Consider the following 19,895-nt stretch of genomic DNA (forward strand, 5'->3'; position numbering starts at 1 on the left):
TTCATTCAGCAATCAATCTTCCCAACACCGGGTCACCTATTATTCTCCCCACTTTTAATATCACCACCATAAACATTACCCTCTTCACCATTAGGCAATAAAAAAACCATACCCATCTGCCAATGAAATAGATCACCACATAGGCAGAGAGAGCATGTTTTTTTATCAATCGGAGCGACTATCAGTAACCGATATTCTATCGGCTATTATTTATTAACCAGTTTTGCCGGAACGCTATAGGTCAGTATTGCCCCCAGTATCATCATACTGGATAGCACACACATCGCGACCAGATTACTTTCCGTAGTATTTTTAAAGTAACCAATAATATAAGGAGAAATAAAGCCCCCTATATTGGCAATCGAGTTAATTAACGCTATCCCAGCGGCAGCGCAGGTACCGGTAAAGATAGCATTTGGCAAACTCCAGAAAAGGGGCGAAGGCACCAGGCTGGAGGCGACGGCAATACATAATGCCACCATTACGATGATTTTATTATCTGGGAACAGGCCGATAAAGATCAGCGAAACCGCAGCAATACAGAAAGGAACAATAATATGCCAACGCCTTTCTCGATGTTTGTCAGAGCTGCGCGCAGCCATTAGCATAGCGACAACGGCCAGCATATACGGCAGCATGGTCAGCAAACCGATATCCAACACCGAGCTTACCCCCGTATCACGGATCATGGTTGGCACCCAGAAGGCCAATCCCCCTTGCCCCATCACCGTGCAGAAACAGATCAACCACATTTTCGTGAAGGCGGAAGACTTCAGCATGGTCTTCATTGTCCACTCCTGTGCAGTACCATCAGCACCCACTTTTTTCGATGTTCCCTGCGCCATATCTTGAGTGATCATCTCTTTTTCTTGTGGACTGAGCCACTTAGCACTCTGATAGGTATTATCCAGGAAGAAGAAAATGACGACCGCAATCAGTAATGCACGCGGCCCACTGATAAAGAATAACCATTGCCAACCGGATAGCTCAAACATGCCATTCATGTTTTCAATAATCCAACCGCAAAGTGGCCCACCAATGATGTTACTTACCGGTATCCCGCAAACAAACAACGCCGTCATTTTTGCCCGCTGGCTTGAAGGGAACCACAGTGTCAGATAGAGGATCACCCCCGGATAAAAGCCGGCTTCGGCTAACCCCAGCAGGAATCGTGCCAGATAAAACTGTGTGGGATTGGTAATAAAAATACTCAGCATTGAGATCGTGCCCCATACCAACATCAACAGGGCAATGACCTTCCGCGCACCATACTTACTCAGTAAGATATTACTGGGTACACCGGCGATAATATAACCAATAAAAAATACGCCGGCACCGAGGCCATAAACCGCCTCCGCCATCGACACATTACCTTGCAGAATATCCGGCATCATTTGGAACTTTGAAAATGATATCCCCACGCGATCAAGATAACCGACGATATAGCTAATCAGTAATATCGGCATAATTCGCCAGGCTATTTTACGGTAGAGTTTAGCCTTGTCGGGACTGGCCAGAATAGCTTGATCAATCGCAGCATTATTGGTCGCCATATCGGATCTCCTTGGTTGGCATCCTGCTATTTCAGATTTTATTTCAGTGTCATTGGATTAACTCGCCCTGGTTATTAAAGACAGGGCGGTGGGAATTTAAACAATATTGATTAATTGCTGTATTATAAATGCTAACGTGGTTTTACCTTATCCCACGGAATACTATTCTCAACCAACACCGCCAGCAGCACACCAACCAACAGGCCATTGCTGAATAGCGGCCTGATGGTGATCGGTACCCCCTGCCAGAAGGAGGAAGGCATACTCATCAGGAATACGCCCAAAAACAGCGGTAGCGCCAGCCGATAAATGTTGCGGCTATTCAATTCGATCTTGTTGATAAACAGCACCGAGGAGAACAGCAGAGGCAGATAAGAGGCCAACATAACGGCACTGCTGACCGTGAGCGGAATACTGCAGAAAAATTGCGCTAGCGGCGTCAACATCCCCACCAACAGGAATACCACGCTGCCAATAATAAACGAGCGCTGGCTGCTGTCTTGTGTCTGGGTCAGCAGGCCAATGGAAGAGACAAAAGGCGAGAAAGGCACCACGCCCAGTGGAGCAGCCAGGCAAGTCAGTCCGCCTGAAACCATAAAGCTACGCCGGAACAGGCTTCTGCCCGCCGGGCCGTCCGCATAAAAAATATCGGTGCCGCGAATGGCGGCAAAGTTATTCGACACGTTGACCAAACCGGTCAGGACGGCGCTGATCACAATTCCCCCATGTAATTCCTGCGGCCACCCGAGTGGGAACAGCACCCAATCGCTGCCCGTGATAGGCGTTCCTGCGGGTGCAAACCACCAGTTGTAAACGCCCCAGCCAACCAGGGTGCCGATTAACAGCGCATATTTGCCGATCGCCCGCGGTAAAAAGGCAATAATGGCGATAATCAGCAGCAACACCGTCAACGCCCAGTAAAAGGCCGGGTAGTTAATGGTCACGACGCCGGTATAAACGCCAAAAGGTAACCCCAGCATCCCTTTCATAAAGATGGTGATTAACTGCGCCCCCAGCAAAAACATAAACGTAGCCATCACCGCCGGACGGAACAGCCGTGCCAGATGGAACCCCAACCCGCTAACCCCAATCAGGATGGTCAAAATGCCAGAGATCAGGATCCCCACCGCAAGGCTGCCACCAATTTCTGGCAGCGGCGTACCGTTGGCCGCTTCCGCCAGGGTCAGAGTTAAAATGGTCACCCACCATAACCCCGTTGGCCCTTCCATAATGGCACGCCGATGGCCCAAAAACACCTGCGCCAGGCAGGCCAGCGCCGTTGAGATAAAGGTATATTGGGTAATACAAAAGGTCACGCCGGCGGAGAGGTTGAATGCCGATTGCAGGGTCGGCGGGATCACCACCGTATTGCAGAAAATGAAAAAGAACCACTGCAAGCCCGATAACCAACTGCTACGACTGGCACATAACCCGTTCATGGGTGCTTCCTTCATATCCAATATCTCATCATTCATGCGCCCGCCCGGTGACGGGCGCTGATTAACATCTGTTATTGCTGATGTTTAAGCACAAATTTACCGATCGGACGAACGCCAAAGCCCGCCTTGATATCGTAAATCACTTCGCCACGCAGGAGGGTTTTGGCCACCCGGGCGTTGATTTTCCGCCCCACATACGGGCTGACCTTATGGCGATACTCGAGATCGCCGCTAGCCAGTACGTAGCTACTGTTGGGTTGAATGAACACCAGATCGGCATCTTTCCCTACAGCAATGCGCCCCTTATGCTTCAAACCAAAAATATCGGCGGCGTTGGTCGCCATCAATTTGGCAAACACCGGCAGTGACATGCCCCTTTTCTGCACCGCTTCATCGAACATGATATCGACGCAGTTTTGTATCCCGGCGATCCCGCCCCAGGCCTGCATGATATTGCCCGCTTTCATATCCGGTGGGCATGGCGAGTGGTCAGACACCAGGCAGTCTATCTCACCGTTAAACAGCTTATCCCACAGCCCTTTTTGGTTCTGCGCATCGCGGATCGGCGGTGAACACTTGGCCAGGGTGCCAATTTCCTCAAACTGGTCGGTATCCAGCACGAAGTAGTGCGGGCAGGACTCACAGGTGACCTGTTGCCCTTCCAGACGAGCGCGAGTCACTTCTGCCACCCCTTCCGGGCTACTGACGTGGCAAATATGCAAGCGGCAACCCGCGACCTTGGCCAGATACAGCACCCGGCGGATCGCTTCAACTTCGGTAAATACCGGGCGAGAGGCAACATAATCGTGTGCCGTTACGCGTCCTTCCGCCTTGGCCTCTTCCCCCAACGCATCGCAAATCAGGGCGTTTTCGGCGTGTACCGCCACCAACTGATCCAGCTGGGCCAAGGTCTGCAAACCTTTGAAGTATTCAAAGTCGTTCACATCGCGGAAGTCATTGCTGACGCTGCGATCGCCACAGGTCGCTACAAAGCATTTATAGGCCACCACGCCAATCTCATCGAGTTCATGTAGCCGATCCAGATTGTAGGAAACCAGGCCACCAAACTGGGCCGCATCGATGGTGAGCTTGCCTTCTGCGGCCGAGAACTTCATTTCTATCGAGGCTCTGTCCACCGTGGCTGGCAGCTGGTTGAGCGGCATTTCGACCATAGTGGTGATACCGCCCTTGGCCGCAGCACGCGTACCGGTTTCATACCCTTCCCAATGGGTACGGCCCGGTTCGGACATATGCGCATGGGCGTCGATCATGCCCGGTGCCACCACCATTCCGCTGGCATCAATCTCCGTTTTAGCGCCGGTAAGACCATTGCCGATGGCAGCAATCTTGCCCTCTTTAACCGCGATATCGGTAATGATGGCATCATGTTCTAAAACAACCTTACCGTTCTTGATAATTAAATCGTATGACATAATCATGCTCCTTCGTGAAATTAAAGTATCATATTATTACGCTTAGGGTTATTGACTTCTTTCTCATATTCACTTCAGGTATATTCTTGCCGATTAACTACTGTTCTACTTTTGAGTAGCGCATATAAACAGAATGCGCTGATAACGCCAACAAACCAGGAAATCCGTGATAAAGGTTCGAGTATCTCAATGAACTTACCGCCCAACGACAGCAACACGGCAAACAGCGTTACAATAAACGCCACGCTGTTAAAGCCGTTATCGTAGTATTTATAATTACCGGGTTCGATATATAAGGTGTCTAGATCGATCTCGCTGCGCATCACGATGAAATAATGCGCCATCATCACGCCGATCACCGGCCCTAAAATTCCGCCGATCACATCCAGGAACAGGTAAATACTTTCCTGATTCTCCATCAGTTTCCACGGGCAGATAATCAGGCTGATGATGCTGGCAATCACTACGCCATTTTTATAGGTGAGTTTTTTCGGTGCGATGGCGGCAATCTGGTAGCCCGCAGGAATGATGTTACCGGTCGCGTTGGTGGAGATGGTCGTCATCAGGATCACCAGCACCGCAAACACCGAGGCGAAAATACTGTCCCATTTCTGCACGATATCCAGCACGTTCCAGGTATCAACCCCGTAATGAATACTGGCCCCGGCCAGGATACAGACGCTGGCGACGGCAAATAATAGATATCCCACAACCAGACCCAGCGTTTGCCCCCAAGCCTGCTGGCGGAAGCTGCTGGCATTCTGGGTAAAGTCCGAGGCGCTGACCGCCGGAGCAGCCCATACCGCTACCACCGCATTGATCACCACCAGGAACATGAAGCCGCCGTTGTTAGTCGTTATAGCATTGGCTGGAACATAGGCGATGATGTTGTCCAGGCCAGCAATGGAGATGGCCCAAATGGCCATGCCGCCAAACACCACGTAGATGCAGGGGTTGAGGATCGCGGTAAACTTGTTAAGAATGCTGCCGCCACCCAGGCCGATAGCCACGTTAACCGCCCAGAAAATCAGGAAGGCAATCAGCCCAGGCAGGCCGATCCCCAACAGGTTGAAATCCCCACCCAAGGTCAGAAACTGTGGCCACAGTTTGCCAATCAGGATCAGGAAGGCCAGCGAGCCCGCGTAACACTGCAAGCCAAACCACATGATGGCGGCCACGCAGCCTCTGAGGATCCCTGGAAACAACGCGCCACGCACGCCATAAGAGGCACGTAGGATCATGGCAAAAGGAATACCGTATTTCGAACCGGCAGCGCCGTTCATCACCATCACAAAGGCAATAATAAAGGCGCTGAGAATAATGGCGGCCATAATGCTTAAGGTGGAAAGCCCAAGAATAAAGAAGCCCCCGACGGCCACATAGTTGGGAACGTTATGTACCGAACCCATCCACAAGGTAAAATAGTTAATTCCCTTCCAGGTTTTTTTATCCGCTTCTTTGGGTAATAGATCATCATGATAGCCGCGCCGTTGGTAAATCTCTCTCTGCTTATTGCTAATAGATTCCATGACAGGTCCTTCTTATATTATATAAGAAAATAGCGTAGGTAATTTTTTGCTTATTATCACTACAACAAACCGATGTTCTAATCTTTATATTAGTCAAATACCAATACGGCCAAGACAGACAGGAATATAACCATTAAACAAATATACGGTAACCAGAATTCAAGTTGCAGGCGGAAGGCACCTGCAACTTGTTAAGCCTTACTCTTTAGCCAGCCACTTTATGGTTAGCCATAATTTCCAACGCCTGTACCAACGCGGAATGGTCGAGATCTTTGGCCCCATTGGCCGCACAGAGATTGAACAGTTCCTGGCAAGTGGCGGTATTTGGCAAACTGAGCGCCAACGACTTCGCACCCTGTAGCGCCAGATTGAGATCCTTTTGATGCAGGGAGATACGGAAGCCCGGCTCAAAGGTCCGTTTAATCATCCGCTCACCGTGCACTTCCAGAATGCGCGATGAGGCAAAGCCGCCCATCAGCGCTTCACGGACCCGTGCCGGATCGGCACCCGCTTTGGCAGCAAATATCAGCGCTTCGGATACCGCTTCGATCGTCAGGGCCACAATAATCTGGTTGGCGACCTTGCAGGTCTGGCCGTCGCCATTGCCGCCGACCAGCGTAATGTTTTTCCCCATCAGGGCCAGCAACGGTTTTACCCGCCCAAATACGCCTTCGTCACCGCCGACCATAATGGTCAAGCTGCCCTGCTTGGCCCCGACTTCACCACCGGAGACCGGCGCATCCAGGTAATCGGCGCCCAGTTGGTTGATACGTTTGGCAAACTCCTTGGTCTCCAGCGGCGAGATAGAACTCATATCCACCAGGATCTTGTTTTTGAGCGGCGCTTCGGCACAGCCATTGGCCGCAAATAACACCTCTTCCACCTGTGGTGTATCGGGCACCATAATGAAAATGACGTCAGCCTGCTCGGCCACCTGCTTAGGTGTAGCACAAGCTATGGCCCCTTTTTCCACCAGCTCCGGCGGAACCTTATTCAAGGTGTTGGCATACAGTTGATGGCCGCCTGCGATCAGCTTATCCGCCATTGGCGTGCCCATGATCCCTAAACCAATAAAGCCTACTTTCATGATGTGTCCCTCAATGTTGATATTGCTTAATCCATGACAGGCCGGCAGCGGTCGTTGTCGCAGGTTTGTATTCGCAGCCAATCCAACCGCGATAGCCCATCTTGTCCAGCGCGCGGAACAGATAGTCGTAATTGATTTCCCCGGTGCCTGGCTCATGGCGCCCCGGATTATCGGCAACCTGGATATGCGCGATTTTCTGTAACAGCGTTTCCATGGTTTGGGCCAGTTCGCCCTCCATGCGCTGCATGTGATAGATATCGTATTGAATAAACAGGTTAGGGCTCGCGACCCAATCCATCAGCTCCAACGCCTGACGAGTGGTTTGCAGATAGAAGGCGGGCATATCGTATTTATTGATCGGTTCAATCAACAGACGAATATTCGCCTTGGCCAACTCCCTTGCCGCATAGCTCAGGTTAGCGACCACAATCTCATCGGTCTTATGTTTGGCGACGGACTTATCCGGGTTACCGATCAGGCAGTTGATCTGCGCACAGCCCAGCGCACGGGCATATTCCACCGCCAGACCTACGCCATCACGAAACTCGGACTCGCGCCCTGGCAGGCAAGCGATACCCCGCTCACCCGCAGCCCAATCCCCGGCTGGCAGGTTTTGTAATACCTGCGTGAGTTGATTCTCTTCCAGAGCGCCCCTCAACGCCTGCACGGAATAATCGTAGGGAAACATATATTCAATCGCGGTGAATCCCTGCTCTTTGGCACAGCGAAACCGCTGCATAAAATCGACTTCATTAAACAACATCGATAAGTTGGCTGAAAACTTCGGCATGAGCCTGCTCCTTACTGATAGTTGAAGTAGCTGACCGAGGTCGGTGCATCTTCTGGCGACTCGGCAACGGGTTCAAATTCATTGACGTTATCCAGCTCTGTCCCCATCGAGATATTGGTGACCCGCTCAAGGATAATCTCCACCACCACCGGTACCTGATGCAGACGCATCAACTCTTGCGCCTGTTGGAAGGCCGGAGCGATATCCTCAGGCTTAACAACGCGGATCGCTTTACATCCCAGCCCTTCGACTACCTTGACGTGATCGACACCGTATTCGCCCACTTCCGGGTTGTTGATGTTTTCATAGGACAGCTGGACGCAGTAATCCATATCAAAACCGCGCTGCGACTGGCGGATCAGCCCCAGATAGGCGTTATTGACCACCACGTGGATGTACGGCAGCTTGAACTGCGCGCCAACGGCCAACTCTTCGATCATGAACTGGAAGTCATAGTCACCCGACAACGCAATCACTTTGCGCTGCGGATCGGCGGCACACACGCCCAAAGCAGAAGGAAGAGTCCAACCTAATGGGCCCGCCTGCCCGGCATTAATCCAATGGCGTGGTTTGAACACGTGCAGCATCTGTGCCGCCGCGATCTGCGAAAGCCCGATAGTGGTGACGTAGCAAGCATCACGCCCGAACGCCCGGTTCATCTCTTCGTAAACGCGCTGAGGTTTGATTGGCACGTTATCGAAATGCGTTTTACGCAGCAGAGTTTGTTTGCGCTGGAGGCAGGTTTCCACCCACTGTGAGCGATCTGGCAGCGTCCCTTGATCCGCACGTTCACGAGCTCTTGCCACTAACATTTGCAGGGCGATTTTGGCATCGGAAACAATGCCCAGATCCGGGCAGATCACGCGGCCAAGCTGGGTTGGTTCGATATCGATGTGGATCACCTTACGCCCGGCGGTGTATTTATCTACCGAACCGGTATGGCGGTTAGCCCAGCGGTTGCCAATGCCAAACACCAAATCGGAATCCAGCAGGTTGGCGTTACCGTAACGGTGTGAAGTTTGTAACCCGGCCATCCCTGCCATCAACGGGTGATCGTCCGGGATACAGCCCCAGCCCATCAGCGTTGGGATCACCGGTACGTTGCAGGTCTCCGCCAGCTCTTGCAGCAGATCGGCCGCGTCCGCGTTGAAGATCCCGCCACCGGCAATGAACAAGGGTTTGCTTGCGGCACACAGCATGTCCAGGGCTTTGTCGATCTGCGCTTCAGTGGCTGCCGGTTTGTAAGCCCCCAGCGAGGAATAGGTTTCCGGATCAAACTCAATCTCGGTCATCTGTACGTCATAAGGCAAATCGATCAGCACCGGGCCTGGGCGGCCAGAGCGCATTAAATGGAATGCCTGCTGCAGCACGCGGGGCACCAGCGCCGGCTCCATGACCGTCACCGCCATTTTGGTGACCGGCTTGGCGATCGATTCAATATCTACCGCCTGAAAATCTTCCTTATGCAAACGCGCCCGGGGAGCCTGGCCGGTGATGCACAAAATGGGAATGGAATCGGCAGAGGCGGAGTAAAGCGCAGTGATCATGTCCGTTCCCGCAGGCCCCGAAGTCCCGAGACACACCCCGATATTGCCGGCTTTGGCTCTGGTGTAACCTTCCGCCATATGGGAAGCGCCTTCAACATGACGCGCCAGATAGTGTTTGATGCCGCCGTGTTGACGCATCGCGTTATAGAAAGGGTTGATCGCCGCGCCAGGCACGCCGAATGCGGTATTCACGCCTTCCTTTGCCAACACGTACATTGCCGCATCTACTGCTCGCATAATTGCCATCTCAACGTTCTCCTAAATTTTGGAAAAATTTTCCAAACTTAAAATGAGTTCAAAAAAACCCGTTCAGGTAATAAACGGGGAGGTAACCTCATCCTGCAGCCGCGATCGCGGCTACAGGTTTTGCTTTAAACGTGCTATTTCTTGCTGCGCGACTCGCCTAGCGCGGTACTGATATCGTTGGCTACGTCACGCACCAACTCCCCCAGTTCCTTGAAACGATCGCTGCTAACGCGCGAACTAGGCCCTGAAATAGAGATGGCCGCAATGACGTTGTTGTTACGGTCAAAGATCGCCGAAGCCAGGCAATTCAGGCCAAGAGCGTGCTCTTCAGCATCAACGGTATAGCCCTGCGCCTGCGATTGCGCTAAATCCTTACGTAATAGATTTACGCTGGTCAGGGTCTTCGGGGTAAACGAGTGCAGCCCCGAACGTACAAACAAATCCAGCATCTCCTCTTCCGCCAGCGGATACAGCAGTGCTTTCCCTGCCCCAGATGCGTGCAGCGGTAAGCGGCTGCCAAGTGGCGCGCACATCCGCACCATGGCCTGGCACTCACATTGACGGATCAGCACGGCGTCAAAGTTATTCCTGATGGCCAGATTGGCGGTTTCCCCTGATAGCAACATCAGCCGCCGCATGTAAGGGCCCGCCACCGATACCACATCCCTGTCATTCATATAAGCCGCACCGACGGTAAACGACTGGATGCCGATATGCCACCAGCCAAGCTGGGGATCCTGAAAAACGAATTCCGATTTCTCTAATACTTTCAATAATCTGAAAGTCGTTGATAGCGGTAACTCCAACTTCTCGGATAGCACGGAAACGGACGAGCTTCCTCCGGCATTGGCCAGAAACTGCAGGATCTCCAACCCACGATCCAACGCCTGCGCGCCTTTCGTCGCCCCTGCTTCTGTCGTTGGTCTTCCCTTTCTGCGTACTTCGTTCATTCAGGCTTTCCTTTATTTAGCTCAAGGTTTCCCCGCTATAATAAACAGCCTATGCGCCTGGGGACAGCGCTATCCAAGCACAACCCGGTAAGTCTCTGGCAATGTTTTGACGATACAGTTGTCGGCACCGCCACGATCGACCGTGAAAAAGTCGGTGATCGCGCCATAAGCAAACAGCGGATGGTGCCAAACATTGCGGTGATAATTCACCCCTTGCTTACCGTTGGTGATAAAGGCGCGCAAAGTATGTAACGGAATTTCATCCCCTTCCCCGGCTTCAGCAACAATCACCACGAAGCGTTCCCCCTTCATCGGCATAAATGCCTGCGAGGACAACGGATGTTTCTCCAACACGGAGAACTCCAACGGCAGATCGCAAGGCTCAGATCGGTTTATGCTGACCAGCACCCGATGGTCATCGGCGACCTCCACCTTGGCAAGGTCATGATATCGTTCTGTTTTCCCACCATTAATATGGAAAAAGGGCGCGCCCTCGATCTGCAATACATCCCCATAAGGTGCAAAGGCTTCAGGCGTTAACTCAACGGCAATCAGGTCCATCAGTTTCTCCAGGATCGTTTCAAAAAGGAACATGACTGAATGGGTTCACTCTAGACAGGTCGCCTGAAATTTAAAAGTTAATATTGGAAAAATTTTCCACAACACGATCTACTGCACATTTTTTGTGCCGAGTAGAAAATATTTAATTAATAATCAAGGCATTAAAAAACACACCTCCGCGATACAGTTCGTTAACAGAGTTGTCACTTTCAGCGGTATTCAGTAGAGGAAGGGCAATAAAACGTGAGCGAGATCACGGTAAGCGGCTTTATGACTAACCCAAGGCAACTAAGGTAAGTAAATTCTTTTGCAACACTAGGAGAACGATGGCCGCACCGGTTAAGGAATCGATATGCTGGATCACGAAACAATTCGATCGTTTATCAAAGTCGCGGAATGCCAGAGCTTTTCCCGCGCCGCCGAATTACTGCACAAGACCACTGCCACCATCAGTTACCGCATCAAAACGTTGGAAGAAAGCATCGGCACCCAGCTGTTTATCCGCACCACCCGCAGCGTAAACCTGACACCCGCAGGTGAATACCTGCTGGAACGTTGCCGCCAATGGCACAACTGGCTCGACTCCATGCCCGATGAGCTACGCCAGATCAACGACGGCGTGGAGCATCAGGTCAACATCGTAATCAACAACCTGCTGTACAACCCGCTAAGCGTCGCCCGGCTGTTGGCCTACCTGCAACAGCGTTATCCCTTCACGCAGTTTCATATCTCGCGTCAGGTGTATATGGGAGTATGGGATTCGTTGTTACACGGGGATTTTCAGCTGGCCATTGGCACCACCGGCTCTGAATCACTGGCCAATGACGTCAGCGTCTTGAAATTGGGGGGGATCAGTTGGGCTTTTGTGGTCACGCCAGATCATCCGCTCGCGGCCTGCCAGGACACGGCACTGCATGAAGATCGGCTGCGCAGCTACCCGGCGATCAATGTGGAAGATACTTCGCGCAACCTGACCAAACGCGTTGCCTGGCTGCTGCCCGGCCAAAAAGAGATCAAGGTGCCAGACCTGCGCAGTAAACTCGAATGCCACCTGCAGGGGCTGGGCGTCGGGTTCTTGCCGAAAAATCTGTGCCAACCCTATCTGGATAGCGGCCAGTTGATCACCCGTGACGTCGTCAATCAGCGGCAACCGTCACCGCTCTCTCTGGCCTGGCGTAACGACTGTGGTAAAGCCGTGGAAGAAATTGTCACGCTGTTCCAACGACGCGATGAACGCATCACCGGCTTTCTGCAAAGTATTGATTTGCCCGTTTAACACGCGATTTTATCGCTTCTGGGCCTGAAGTTACCTAATCGGCAGCAAACCTGATAGAAACGGCGTATTCGCCGTGAGATCCTGAGGTTTTCTGCAAAAAACAGTCTTATCCTGGTGATGTATTAGGCATTCCCTCTGTCACTGGCGTAATATCTAGCAATATGTCTGACAGGAGGTTGTGCCATGTTTACCATTATTCCGATCGTGATCGTTGTCGCGCTGATTATCGTCTTTTCAAGCATCAAAATTGTCCCGCAAGGCTTCCAATGGACGGTAGAGCGCTTCGGCCGTTATACCAAAACGCTGATGCCGGGTTTAAACCTGGTAGTGCCTTTTATGGATCGTATTGGCCGCAAGATCAATATGATGGAACAGGTGCTGGATATCCCTTCCCAGGAGATTATCTCGCGCGATAACGCCAACGTGTCAATCGATGCCGTCTGCTTTATCCAGGTGGTCGATCCGGCTCGTGCCGCCTATGAGGTCAGTAACCTCGAGCAGGCGATCGTTAATCTGACCATGACCAACTTCCGTACCGTGCTCGGCTCCATGGAGCTCGACGAAATGCTGTCACAGCGCGATAGTATCAACAGCCGCCTGCTGCATATCGTCGATGAGGCCACCAACCCTTGGGGCGTCAAAATTACTCGTATCGAAATCCGTGACGTTCGTCCACCGGCCGAACTGATTGTGGCGATGAACGCCCAGATGAAGGCCGAACGAACCAAACGTGCCGACATCCTGGAAGCGGAAGGGGTACGCCAAGCCGCGATCCTGCGCGCCGAAGGGGATAAGCAATCGCAGATCCTGAAAGCCGAAGGCGAGCGCCAGTCGGCGTTCTTGCAGGCAGAAGCGCGTGAACGTGCTGCCGAAGCAGAAGCACGGGCAACCCAGCTGGTGTCTGACGCCATCGCCACCGGTAATATCCAGGCGATTAACTACTTTGTAGCCCAGAAATACACCGACGCATTGCAGAAGATTGGCTCGGCCAATAACAGCAAAGTGATCATGATGCCGCTGGATGCCAGCAGCCTGCTGGGCTCTATCGGCGGTATTACTGAATTGCTGAAAGACAGCAAAGGTAAGTAATTATGTTGGAACAGATCGCAGCAAACCCTCAATGGTTCTGGGTCTCGCTAGGCGGGCTGCTGTTGGCCGCGGAAATGCTTGGTGCCAGCGGCTATCTGCTGTGGAGCGGCGTTTCTGCGGTGATTGTCGGGGTGATTATCTGGCTGCTGCCGGAGTTGAGCTGGGAGTGGCAGGGGGGCCTGTTTGCCGTGATGACCATCGCCGTGGCCTATCTATGGTGGTACTGGCTGCGCAAGCGGCCAACGGCAACCAGCGGTTCGCCGGTACTCAACCAGCGCAACCGTCAACTGATCGGCACCCGCGCCACGCTGACCGAAGCGATGCATAACGGCCATGGCCGCATCAATATCGCCGACAGCAGTTGGCGCGCGCAAGCCAACGAGGATCTGCCAATCGGCACCGAAGTTGAAGTGGTGGCGGTCGAAGGCACCACCTTGGTGATCCGCGCCATTACGCGCTAGCCTTGGTGGCAGCAGCCTGCCAGATTATTAATGATCGGGCAGTCTGCGCCTTCATCACCAGGGCATTGTTCCGCCAGCGCCAGCAGGCGTTGGCGCATTTCCCCCAGTTCGCTGATGTGCTTTTCGATATCGGCGACTTTCTGCAGCGTGCGGGCTTTGACATCGGCACTGTGCCGCGCCGGATCGTTGAACAACGCGACCAGTTCACGGCACTCGTCAAGGTTGAACCCCACCTGGCGAGCCTGGCGCAATAACGTCAGTTCTTCAATATGCCTGGCGCTGTAGCTGCGGTAGCCGTTGTCCGTACGGATCGGGGCGGTCACCAATCCTTTCTGCTCATAAAAACGGATGGCTTTGCTGGTCAAACCGGTTTTTTTGGCAACGTCGCTGATATTCACTTTATCCCCCTTGACCTTAACCCTTGCTCACGGCCACTCAGGTGACCGTGTGAAATCGATAAATCATAACCTCTTTATCCCACAATTACCGCTTTAGAGCTGCAACACAAAAATCACGTGAACGAGGATAAGAACAAAATAGTGGGCACTATACCCACAAAATATTGACCACTCGATTAAAGATGGGCATTATACCCACAAAAGGAGAGACGCAGGGGAAAGGGATGGAAAGTGGAGAACTCATCAAACGATTGCAGGCTGACGGATGGATTATCAGGAAGTCGAGAGGCAAGAAGGCAACAGGAAGCCACGTAACAATGACAAAACCGGGGGTAGCAAAAATCATCACCATCCCCCACCCCAAAAAAGATCCTTCAAAGGGCATATTGAGGCAAGTACAACAGATATCCGGCCTCAAACTGATTTAACGCAAAACGCCTCAGCAGCTTTACTGGAGAAGTAACAATGATTTATCCAATATTCATCTTTAAGACGTCAGAAGGCTTTGATGGCTACTTTCCCGATGTAGAAGGCTGTTTTTTTGCCGGTGAGAAAATGTCAGATATCCCAAAAAATGCAGAAGAGGCCTTTGGGGTACATATGGAAGCACTCATCGAAGAGGGGTTCCCTGTTCCAGCCGCCCCCCAAGATCCGCAATCCTATCTCAATGATAGTCGGCTGCGAGAAGACGGCGGCATTTTGGGATTTGTTGAGATAGATCCGGCCAAGTATGAGGATAAATCGATTAAGTTTAATCTGACGATGCCACGTAATTTACTAACGGCAATCGATAAGTACATCGAAACCACACGCGGCTACAAAAACCGCAGCCAGTTTCTAGCGGAATTAGCCCGCGAAAAAATATCCCATTAAAGGGTGCAGCATGTGCGCATGCTGGTAGAGGAATGTCTGCAGTCTACAGCCAGCCTTCGGGCTGGTTTTTTTATACCCAAAGAAAACCCCGCAAAATTCGGGCCTGATGTCGGAGCGTGGCCGAGTTGTAGACAGCGTTAATACAAATCCTTTTCTATCAAAATAATATTCTATTGACCTTCCCCTTGCTGGAAGGTTTAAGATCATTCTCAATCAAAAGAACCTAGGCGGTCCACCGCCATTATTTTGCGAGGAAAACCATCATGTCACAAACTACCGTGCTGGCGTTGCAGGGGCTCTCCTGCATGAACTGCGCGCAAAAGGTGAAAAAAGCCTTGGAAAGCCGCGCGGATGTCGAGCAGGCCAACGTCAACGTTCACTACGCTAAAATCACCTGTGCAGCCCCGGCTACCGAGCTGATTGACAGCGTCGTTGCCGCAGGCTACCAGGCAGAAATCGCCCATCAGGCAGACACCGAGTTACAACTTTCCGGCCTCTCCTGCATGCATTGCGTGGGCAGCACCCGTAAAGCACTGGAAGCGGTGCCGGGCGTGATCGCCGCCGACGTGACCATTGAGGGGGCCAAAGTCTATGGTGATGCCACACCAGAGCAGCTCATCGCTGCGGTCGAAGATGCGGGCTATCACGCCAGCCAGGCGGGAGCCAATAGCCACCCAAAAACTGAGCCGCTGACTGAATCTGCCCCAACCTTGCCGGAACCCCAGGCAGCGGCCCCCTCTTTACTTCCGGCAAGCGAGACTGACGATAGCATCCAGCTGTTGCTCAACGGCATGACCTGTGCCAGCTGCGTCAATAAAGTGCAGACGGCGTTACAGAACGTCCCGGGCGTTGAGTTGGCGCGGGTAAACCTGGCGGAACGCAGCGCACTGATCACCGGTAAAGCCACACCGCAGGCGTTGATCGCTGCGGTAGAAAAAGCCGGTTATGGCGCCGAGATGATCCAGGACGAAACCAAGCGCCGTGAACGCCAACAGCAAACCGCACAGGCTAATATGAAACGTTTCCGTTGGCAGGCCGCATTAGGCTTGGCGGTGGGCGTGCCGTTGATGGCCTGGGGCGTGTTTGGCGGCAGTATGTCGCTGACGCCAGAAACCCAGCGACCATGGCTGATAGTCGGCATCATTACCCTGGCGGTGATGGTGTTTGCCGGCGGCCACTTCTACCGCAATGCCTGGCGATCGTTGATGAACGGCAGCGCCACTATGGATACGTTGGTCGCCTTGGGGACCGGTGCCGCCTGGTTGTACTCTATCAGCGTCAACCTGTGGCCAGACTTCTTCCCCATGGAGGCACGGCATCTTTATTACGAAGCCAGTGCGATGATCATCGGCCTGATCAACCTTGGCCATGCCATGGAGCAGCGCGCGCGGCAGCGTTCTTCTCAGGCGCTGGAACGGCTACTGGATCTCACTCCGCCAACCGCCAGGCTGGTCACAGAACAGGGGGAGCAAAGTATCCCGCTCGCAGAGGTGCAATTGGGCATGACCTTGCGCCTGACGACTGGCGATCGCATCCCGGTTGACGGCGAGATCGTGCAGGGCGAAGTGTGGATCGATGAAGCCATGCTGACCGGCGAAGCGTTGCCGCAGCAAAAAGGCGTCGGCGATACGGTGCATGCTGGTACGGTGGTAGACGACGGCAGCGTACTGTTTCGCGCGGCGGCCATTGGCACCCAAACCACGCTGGCACGTATTATCAAGCTGGTGCGTCAGGCGCAAAGCAGCAAACCGGAAATCGGTAAGCTGGCAGACCGCATCTCGGCGGTATTTGTGCCCACCGTGGTCGCCATCGCCCTGTTCAGCGCCGCCATCTGGTATTTCTTTGGCCCACAACCGCAGTTGGTCTACACCCTGGTGATCGCCACCACGGTGCTAATCATCGCCTGTCCTTGCGCCTTGGGGCTGGCAACGCCGATGTCAATTATCTCTGGCGTTGGCCGGGCTGCGGAGTTTGGCGTGCTGGTGCGTGACGCCGATGCGCTGCAGCAGGCCAGCAATCTCGATACGTTGGTGTTCGATAAAACCGGTACTCTGACGGAAGGCCAGCCGCGCGTGGTGGAAATCATCACCTTTAACCAAGTGGATGAACAGCAGGCCTTACGTTGGGCCGCCGCACTGGAACAAGGGGCTAACCACCCGCTGGCCCGTGCCATCGTCGAACAGGCTAAAGGGCAGACACTGCCTACGGTAGAGCAGTTCCGTACTTTACGCGGCTCCGGCGTAAGCGGTGAGGTTGAGGGCGTACAGTTGTTGCTGGGTAACGCCAAGCTGTTGCAAGAAAATCAGATCGCGACCGATGAGCTCACTCAGCAGATACAGCAACAGGCTGAATGCGGTATCACGCCGGTACTGTTGGCCGCCAACGGCAAACCTGCCGCGTTGATCGCCATCCGCGATCCGTTACGCAGTGACAGCGTGAGCGCACTACAGCGCCTGCATCAGCAAGGTTATCAACTGGTGATGTTAACGGGCGATAACCCGGTGACCGCCAATGCTATTGCCAAAGAGGCCGGTATCGACCGCGTGATTGCTGGCGTGTTACCCGACGGTAAGGCCGAAGCGATCAAGCAGTTGCAGGCTCAGGGCCACCGGGTAGCGATGGTCGGTGACGGCATCAACGACGCCCCTGCTCTGGCTCAGGCCGATGTCGGGATTGCCATGGGCGGCGGCAGTGATATCGCCATCGAAACTGCGGCGATCACCCTGATGCGTCACAGCCTGAACGGCGTGGCGGACGCGCTGGCCTTGTCGAAGGCAACGCTGCGTAATATGAAGCAGAACCTGCTCGGGGCATTTATCTACAACGCACTTGGCATTCCCATTGCCGCCGGTGTGCTGTATCCGCTGACGGGCACCCTGCTCAGCCCAGTGGTCGCTGGCGCGGCAATGGCACTCTCCTCCATTACCGTGGTCAGCAACGCCAACCGATTGCTGCGTTTTAAACCCAAGCAGTAACCCTTAACCGGAGCGCAACCCATCGCGCTCCGGCCTTTTGAGATAATTCCTCTGCCCTCGGGCTTTATTGTCAGCCACTTAGCGTTTAGCATGGGGAAAAGCCAGCAGCCATCCTGCACGCTGGTGGAAAGGATCAGGAGCCACGCTGTATGGGTCAACTGTTACGCCGCATTGCTACCTTTCTCGGTATTATTTCCCCGCAGAGCTACACCTACCCGGCCTTGGACATCAAGCTGACGGGAAATCGCCAACTACATTTGGTCGGTAGCATTCATATGGGCACCGTCGATATGTCGCCCCTGCCTGCTCTGCTGTCAGCACGCCTGCGCCAGGCCGATGCGTTGATCGTTGAGGCCGATATTACCGGTTCCTCTTCGCCATTTGGCCACGCTGAACCCCAACTCGAAATTGAACAACGTCTTGGCGATGAAGAATTCCAACGGTTGCAGGTGCTATGCCAGGAGATGGGGGCGGATGTAGAGAGCTTCTCTGCTCTTCCCGGCTGGCAGGTAGCGCTGATGATGCAAGCACGGCAGGCACAGCGGCTGGGTTTACGCGCCGAATACGGAATTGATTATCAGCTATTGCAAGCCGCTAAAGTACAGCAGATGCCAGTGATCGAACTGGAAGGGGCCGAAGAACAGCTGAGCATGCTGGAACAACTGCCAGAAGGCGGTATGGCCCTGCTGCACGATACGTTAGAGCACTGGCACACCAACGCCCGTTTGCTGCAAACCATGGTGAGCTGGTGGCTGGACGCCAAACCGAACGCCACGTTGGAAACGCTGCCCTCGACATTCAGTGCCGAGTTGTACGACGTCTTGATGCACCGCCGCAATCGCCACTGGCAGCAAAAGCTGGAAGCGTTACCGCCGGGCAACTATGTGGTGGCGGTCGGCGCTTTGCATCTGTATGGCGAAGACAATTTACCGGCCATGCTGCAGGCACGATAAAAAAGTGGCCAATATCGCTATTGGCCAGTCAAAGAGGAATTTTTCATATTTTAGTTATACGCATTGTAACCGTGTTAACGATTACAATAGACAGGGTAGCAACCTGACGAACCTATTGGCAACTGCCTTTCATCCTCCTTGGCACAGGTTGCTCATTCGGCTCCATTTTTATCGTTTCGTTGCCACCGATGACAACTTCCCACAGTTTTGGAAAAGAAATTATGACACCCGCAGTGGTTCTGCTTGAAAAACAAAAGGTGGCCTTCACCCTCCACGCCTATCACCACGATAGCGAAGAAACCAACTTTGGCGACGAGGTGGTAAAAAAGCTGGGGTTGAACGCCGAACAGGTCTACAAAACGCTGTTGGTGGCCCTCAATGGTGACGCGAAAAACCTGGCCGTTGCGGTAACGCCAGTAGCGACCCAGTTGGATTTGAAGAAGGTGGCGAAAGCGCTAGGGGCCAAGAAAGCCGAAATGGCCGATCCGACAGTGGCTCAACGGGTGACGGGTTATCTTGTCGGCGGGATCAGCCCACTAGGGCAAAAGAAACGTTTGCCCACGGTAATCGACAGCCCAGCGCAACAGTTTGCCACCATTTTCGTTTCAGGCGGCAAACGCGGGTTGGATATTGAATTGGCGGCCAGCGATTTGTGCCGTCTGTTGTCCGGCACCTTCGCCGAGATCGCCAAACGGGACTGAACACAGTAGGCCGTTACCTTACTCAGCAACGGCC

At 53.3% G+C, this 19,895-nt stretch carries 18 protein-coding genes; 8 read left to right on the forward strand and 10 right to left on the reverse strand.

Annotated features, from left to right (window positions below; all coding sequences use genetic code 11):
• Positions 1 to 206 precede the first annotated feature (206 nt).
• The 9 genes from ACMV5H_RS05800 to ACMV5H_RS05840 form a co-directional block, all read right to left on the reverse strand.
• A complete protein-coding gene (locus ACMV5H_RS05800; RefSeq protein WP_414821579.1) occupies positions 207 to 1,553 on the reverse strand; it encodes an MFS transporter in 1,347 nt (448 codons plus the stop codon).
• A 131-nt stretch (positions 1,554 to 1,684) separates the two neighbouring features.
• Positions 1,685 to 2,992, reverse strand: a complete 1,308-nt coding sequence (locus ACMV5H_RS05805) for a uracil/xanthine transporter (RefSeq protein ID WP_115158687.1) — start codon at positions 2,990 to 2,992, stop codon at positions 1,685 to 1,687.
• A 71-nt stretch (positions 2,993 to 3,063) separates the two neighbouring features.
• The gene (gene allB / locus ACMV5H_RS05810) at positions 3,064 to 4,425 is read right to left on the reverse strand and encodes an allantoinase AllB (protein WP_414821580.1); all 1,362 of its coding nucleotides are present in this window, start codon (positions 4,423 to 4,425) and stop codon (positions 3,064 to 3,066) included.
• Positions 4,426 to 4,499: 74 nt separating this feature from the next.
• Positions 4,500 to 5,954, reverse strand: a complete 1,455-nt coding sequence (locus ACMV5H_RS05815; protein ID WP_414821581.1) for an allantoin transporter — start codon at positions 5,952 to 5,954, stop codon at positions 4,500 to 4,502.
• Between the two features lie 205 nt (positions 5,955 to 6,159).
• On the reverse strand, positions 6,160 to 7,041 hold the full coding sequence (glxR, locus tag ACMV5H_RS05820; protein ID WP_179252219.1) for a 2-hydroxy-3-oxopropionate reductase: 882 nt from the start codon (positions 7,039 to 7,041) through the stop codon (positions 6,160 to 6,162).
• 10 nt (positions 7,042 to 7,051) lie between these two features.
• Positions 7,052 to 7,831: a hydroxypyruvate isomerase gene (gene hyi / locus ACMV5H_RS05825; protein ID WP_071682986.1), complete on the reverse strand. Its 780-nt coding sequence runs from the start codon at positions 7,829 to 7,831 to the stop codon at positions 7,052 to 7,054.
• A gap of 11 nt (positions 7,832 to 7,842) precedes the next feature.
• A complete protein-coding gene (gene gcl, locus ACMV5H_RS05830) occupies positions 7,843 to 9,624 on the reverse strand; it encodes a glyoxylate carboligase (protein ID WP_414821582.1) in 1,782 nt (593 codons plus the stop codon).
• A gap of 134 nt (positions 9,625 to 9,758) precedes the next feature.
• Positions 9,759 to 10,574 carry an HTH-type transcriptional repressor AllR gene (allR, locus tag ACMV5H_RS05835; RefSeq protein WP_021805438.1) on the reverse strand — a complete coding sequence of 272 codons (816 nt, stop codon included), beginning with the start codon at positions 10,572 to 10,574 and terminating at the stop codon, positions 9,759 to 9,761.
• Between the two features lie 69 nt (positions 10,575 to 10,643).
• Positions 10,644 to 11,135, reverse strand: coding sequence for an ureidoglycolate lyase (locus tag ACMV5H_RS05840; protein WP_414821583.1), 492 nt, complete (start codon positions 11,133 to 11,135; stop codon positions 10,644 to 10,646).
• Between the two features lie 352 nt (positions 11,136 to 11,487).
• On the opposite strand from ACMV5H_RS05840, the gene allS reads away from it, so the two are divergent.
• The 3 genes from allS to ACMV5H_RS05855 all read left to right on the forward strand — a co-directional run bounded on the left by allS (position 11,488) and on the right by ACMV5H_RS05855 (position 13,961).
• Complete coding sequence (allS, locus tag ACMV5H_RS05845) at positions 11,488 to 12,411, forward strand: HTH-type transcriptional activator AllS (protein ID WP_021180095.1); 924 nt, start codon at positions 11,488 to 11,490, stop codon at positions 12,409 to 12,411.
• 183 nt (positions 12,412 to 12,594) lie between these two features.
• A complete protein-coding gene (locus ACMV5H_RS05850) occupies positions 12,595 to 13,500 on the forward strand; it encodes an SPFH domain-containing protein (protein ID WP_021180096.1) in 906 nt (301 codons plus the stop codon).
• Between the two features lie 2 nt (positions 13,501 to 13,502).
• Entirely contained in the window at positions 13,503 to 13,961 is a 459-nt protein-coding gene (locus ACMV5H_RS05855) for an NfeD family protein (RefSeq protein WP_094981175.1), read from the forward strand.
• Here the strand turns inward: ACMV5H_RS05855 and cueR are convergent.
• On the reverse strand, positions 13,958 to 14,359 hold the full coding sequence (gene cueR / locus ACMV5H_RS05860) for a Cu(I)-responsive transcriptional regulator (protein WP_414821584.1): 402 nt from the start codon (positions 14,357 to 14,359) through the stop codon (positions 13,958 to 13,960). The genes ACMV5H_RS05855 and cueR overlap by 4 nt on opposite strands.
• Before the next feature lie 224 nt (positions 14,360 to 14,583).
• Between cueR and ACMV5H_RS05865 the strand changes: the two genes are divergently transcribed.
• From ACMV5H_RS05865 to ybaK, 5 genes are all read left to right on the forward strand, one after another.
• Positions 14,584 to 14,787, forward strand: coding sequence for a type II toxin-antitoxin system HicA family toxin (locus tag ACMV5H_RS05865; RefSeq protein WP_094981177.1), 204 nt, complete (start codon positions 14,584 to 14,586; stop codon positions 14,785 to 14,787).
• A gap of 37 nt (positions 14,788 to 14,824) precedes the next feature.
• Positions 14,825 to 15,232 (forward strand): type II toxin-antitoxin system HicB family antitoxin, encoded by a 408-nt coding sequence (locus ACMV5H_RS05870; protein ID WP_021180099.1) that lies wholly within the window; start codon positions 14,825 to 14,827, stop codon positions 15,230 to 15,232.
• Between the two features lie 263 nt (positions 15,233 to 15,495).
• On the forward strand, positions 15,496 to 18,207 hold the full coding sequence (gene copA / locus ACMV5H_RS05875; RefSeq protein ID WP_414821585.1) for a copper-exporting P-type ATPase CopA: 2,712 nt from the start codon (positions 15,496 to 15,498) through the stop codon (positions 18,205 to 18,207).
• A 149-nt stretch (positions 18,208 to 18,356) separates the two neighbouring features.
• Complete coding sequence (locus ACMV5H_RS05880; protein ID WP_414821586.1) at positions 18,357 to 19,160, forward strand: TraB/GumN family protein; 804 nt, start codon at positions 18,357 to 18,359, stop codon at positions 19,158 to 19,160.
• A 221-nt stretch (positions 19,161 to 19,381) separates the two neighbouring features.
• Complete coding sequence (ybaK, locus tag ACMV5H_RS05885; RefSeq protein WP_021805445.1) at positions 19,382 to 19,861, forward strand: Cys-tRNA(Pro)/Cys-tRNA(Cys) deacylase YbaK; 480 nt, start codon at positions 19,382 to 19,384, stop codon at positions 19,859 to 19,861.
• The last annotated feature ends 34 nt before the right edge of the window (positions 19,862 to 19,895 follow it).

The sequence above is a fragment of the Serratia sp. N21D137 genome (assembly GCF_047530005.1).
In the GTDB taxonomy this organism is placed as follows: Bacteria; Pseudomonadota; Gammaproteobacteria; order Enterobacterales; family Enterobacteriaceae; genus Chania; species Chania fonticola_B.

Coding starts and splice junctions, on each gene's coding strand:
- ACMV5H_RS05800 (WP_414821579.1), bottom strand. CDS start 1,553: ATGGCGACCAATAATGCTGCGATTGATCAAGCTATTCTGGCCAGTCCC.
- ACMV5H_RS05855 (WP_094981175.1), top strand. CDS start 13,503: ATGTTGGAACAGATCGCAGCAAACCCTCAATGGTTCTGGGTCTCGCTA.
- ybaK (WP_021805445.1), top strand. CDS start 19,382: ATGACACCCGCAGTGGTTCTGCTTGAAAAACAAAAGGTGGCCTTCACC.
- ACMV5H_RS05880 (WP_414821586.1), top strand. CDS start 18,357: ATGGGTCAACTGTTACGCCGCATTGCTACCTTTCTCGGTATTATTTCC.
- ACMV5H_RS05850 (WP_021180096.1), top strand. CDS start 12,595: ATGTTTACCATTATTCCGATCGTGATCGTTGTCGCGCTGATTATCGTC.
- hyi (WP_071682986.1), bottom strand. CDS start 7,831: ATGCCGAAGTTTTCAGCCAACTTATCGATGTTGTTTAATGAAGTCGAT.
- allB (WP_414821580.1), bottom strand. CDS start 4,425: ATGTCATACGATTTAATTATCAAGAACGGTAAGGTTGTTTTAGAACAT.
- glxR (WP_179252219.1), bottom strand. CDS start 7,041: ATGAAAGTAGGCTTTATTGGTTTAGGGATCATGGGCACGCCAATGGCG.
- allR (WP_021805438.1), bottom strand. CDS start 10,574: ATGAACGAAGTACGCAGAAAGGGAAGACCAACGACAGAAGCAGGGGCG.
- ACMV5H_RS05805 (WP_115158687.1), bottom strand. CDS start 2,992: ATGAACGGGTTATGTGCCAGTCGTAGCAGTTGGTTATCGGGCTTGCAG.
- gcl (WP_414821582.1), bottom strand. CDS start 9,624: ATGGCAATTATGCGAGCAGTAGATGCGGCAATGTACGTGTTGGCAAAG.
- ACMV5H_RS05815 (WP_414821581.1), bottom strand. CDS start 5,954: ATGGAATCTATTAGCAATAAGCAGAGAGAGATTTACCAACGGCGCGGC.
- ACMV5H_RS05840 (WP_414821583.1), bottom strand. CDS start 11,135: ATGGACCTGATTGCCGTTGAGTTAACGCCTGAAGCCTTTGCACCTTAT.
- allS (WP_021180095.1), top strand. CDS start 11,488: ATGCTGGATCACGAAACAATTCGATCGTTTATCAAAGTCGCGGAATGC.
- ACMV5H_RS05870 (WP_021180099.1), top strand. CDS start 14,825: ATGATTTATCCAATATTCATCTTTAAGACGTCAGAAGGCTTTGATGGC.
- copA (WP_414821585.1), top strand. CDS start 15,496: ATGTCACAAACTACCGTGCTGGCGTTGCAGGGGCTCTCCTGCATGAAC.
- ACMV5H_RS05865 (WP_094981177.1), top strand. CDS start 14,584: ATGGAAAGTGGAGAACTCATCAAACGATTGCAGGCTGACGGATGGATT.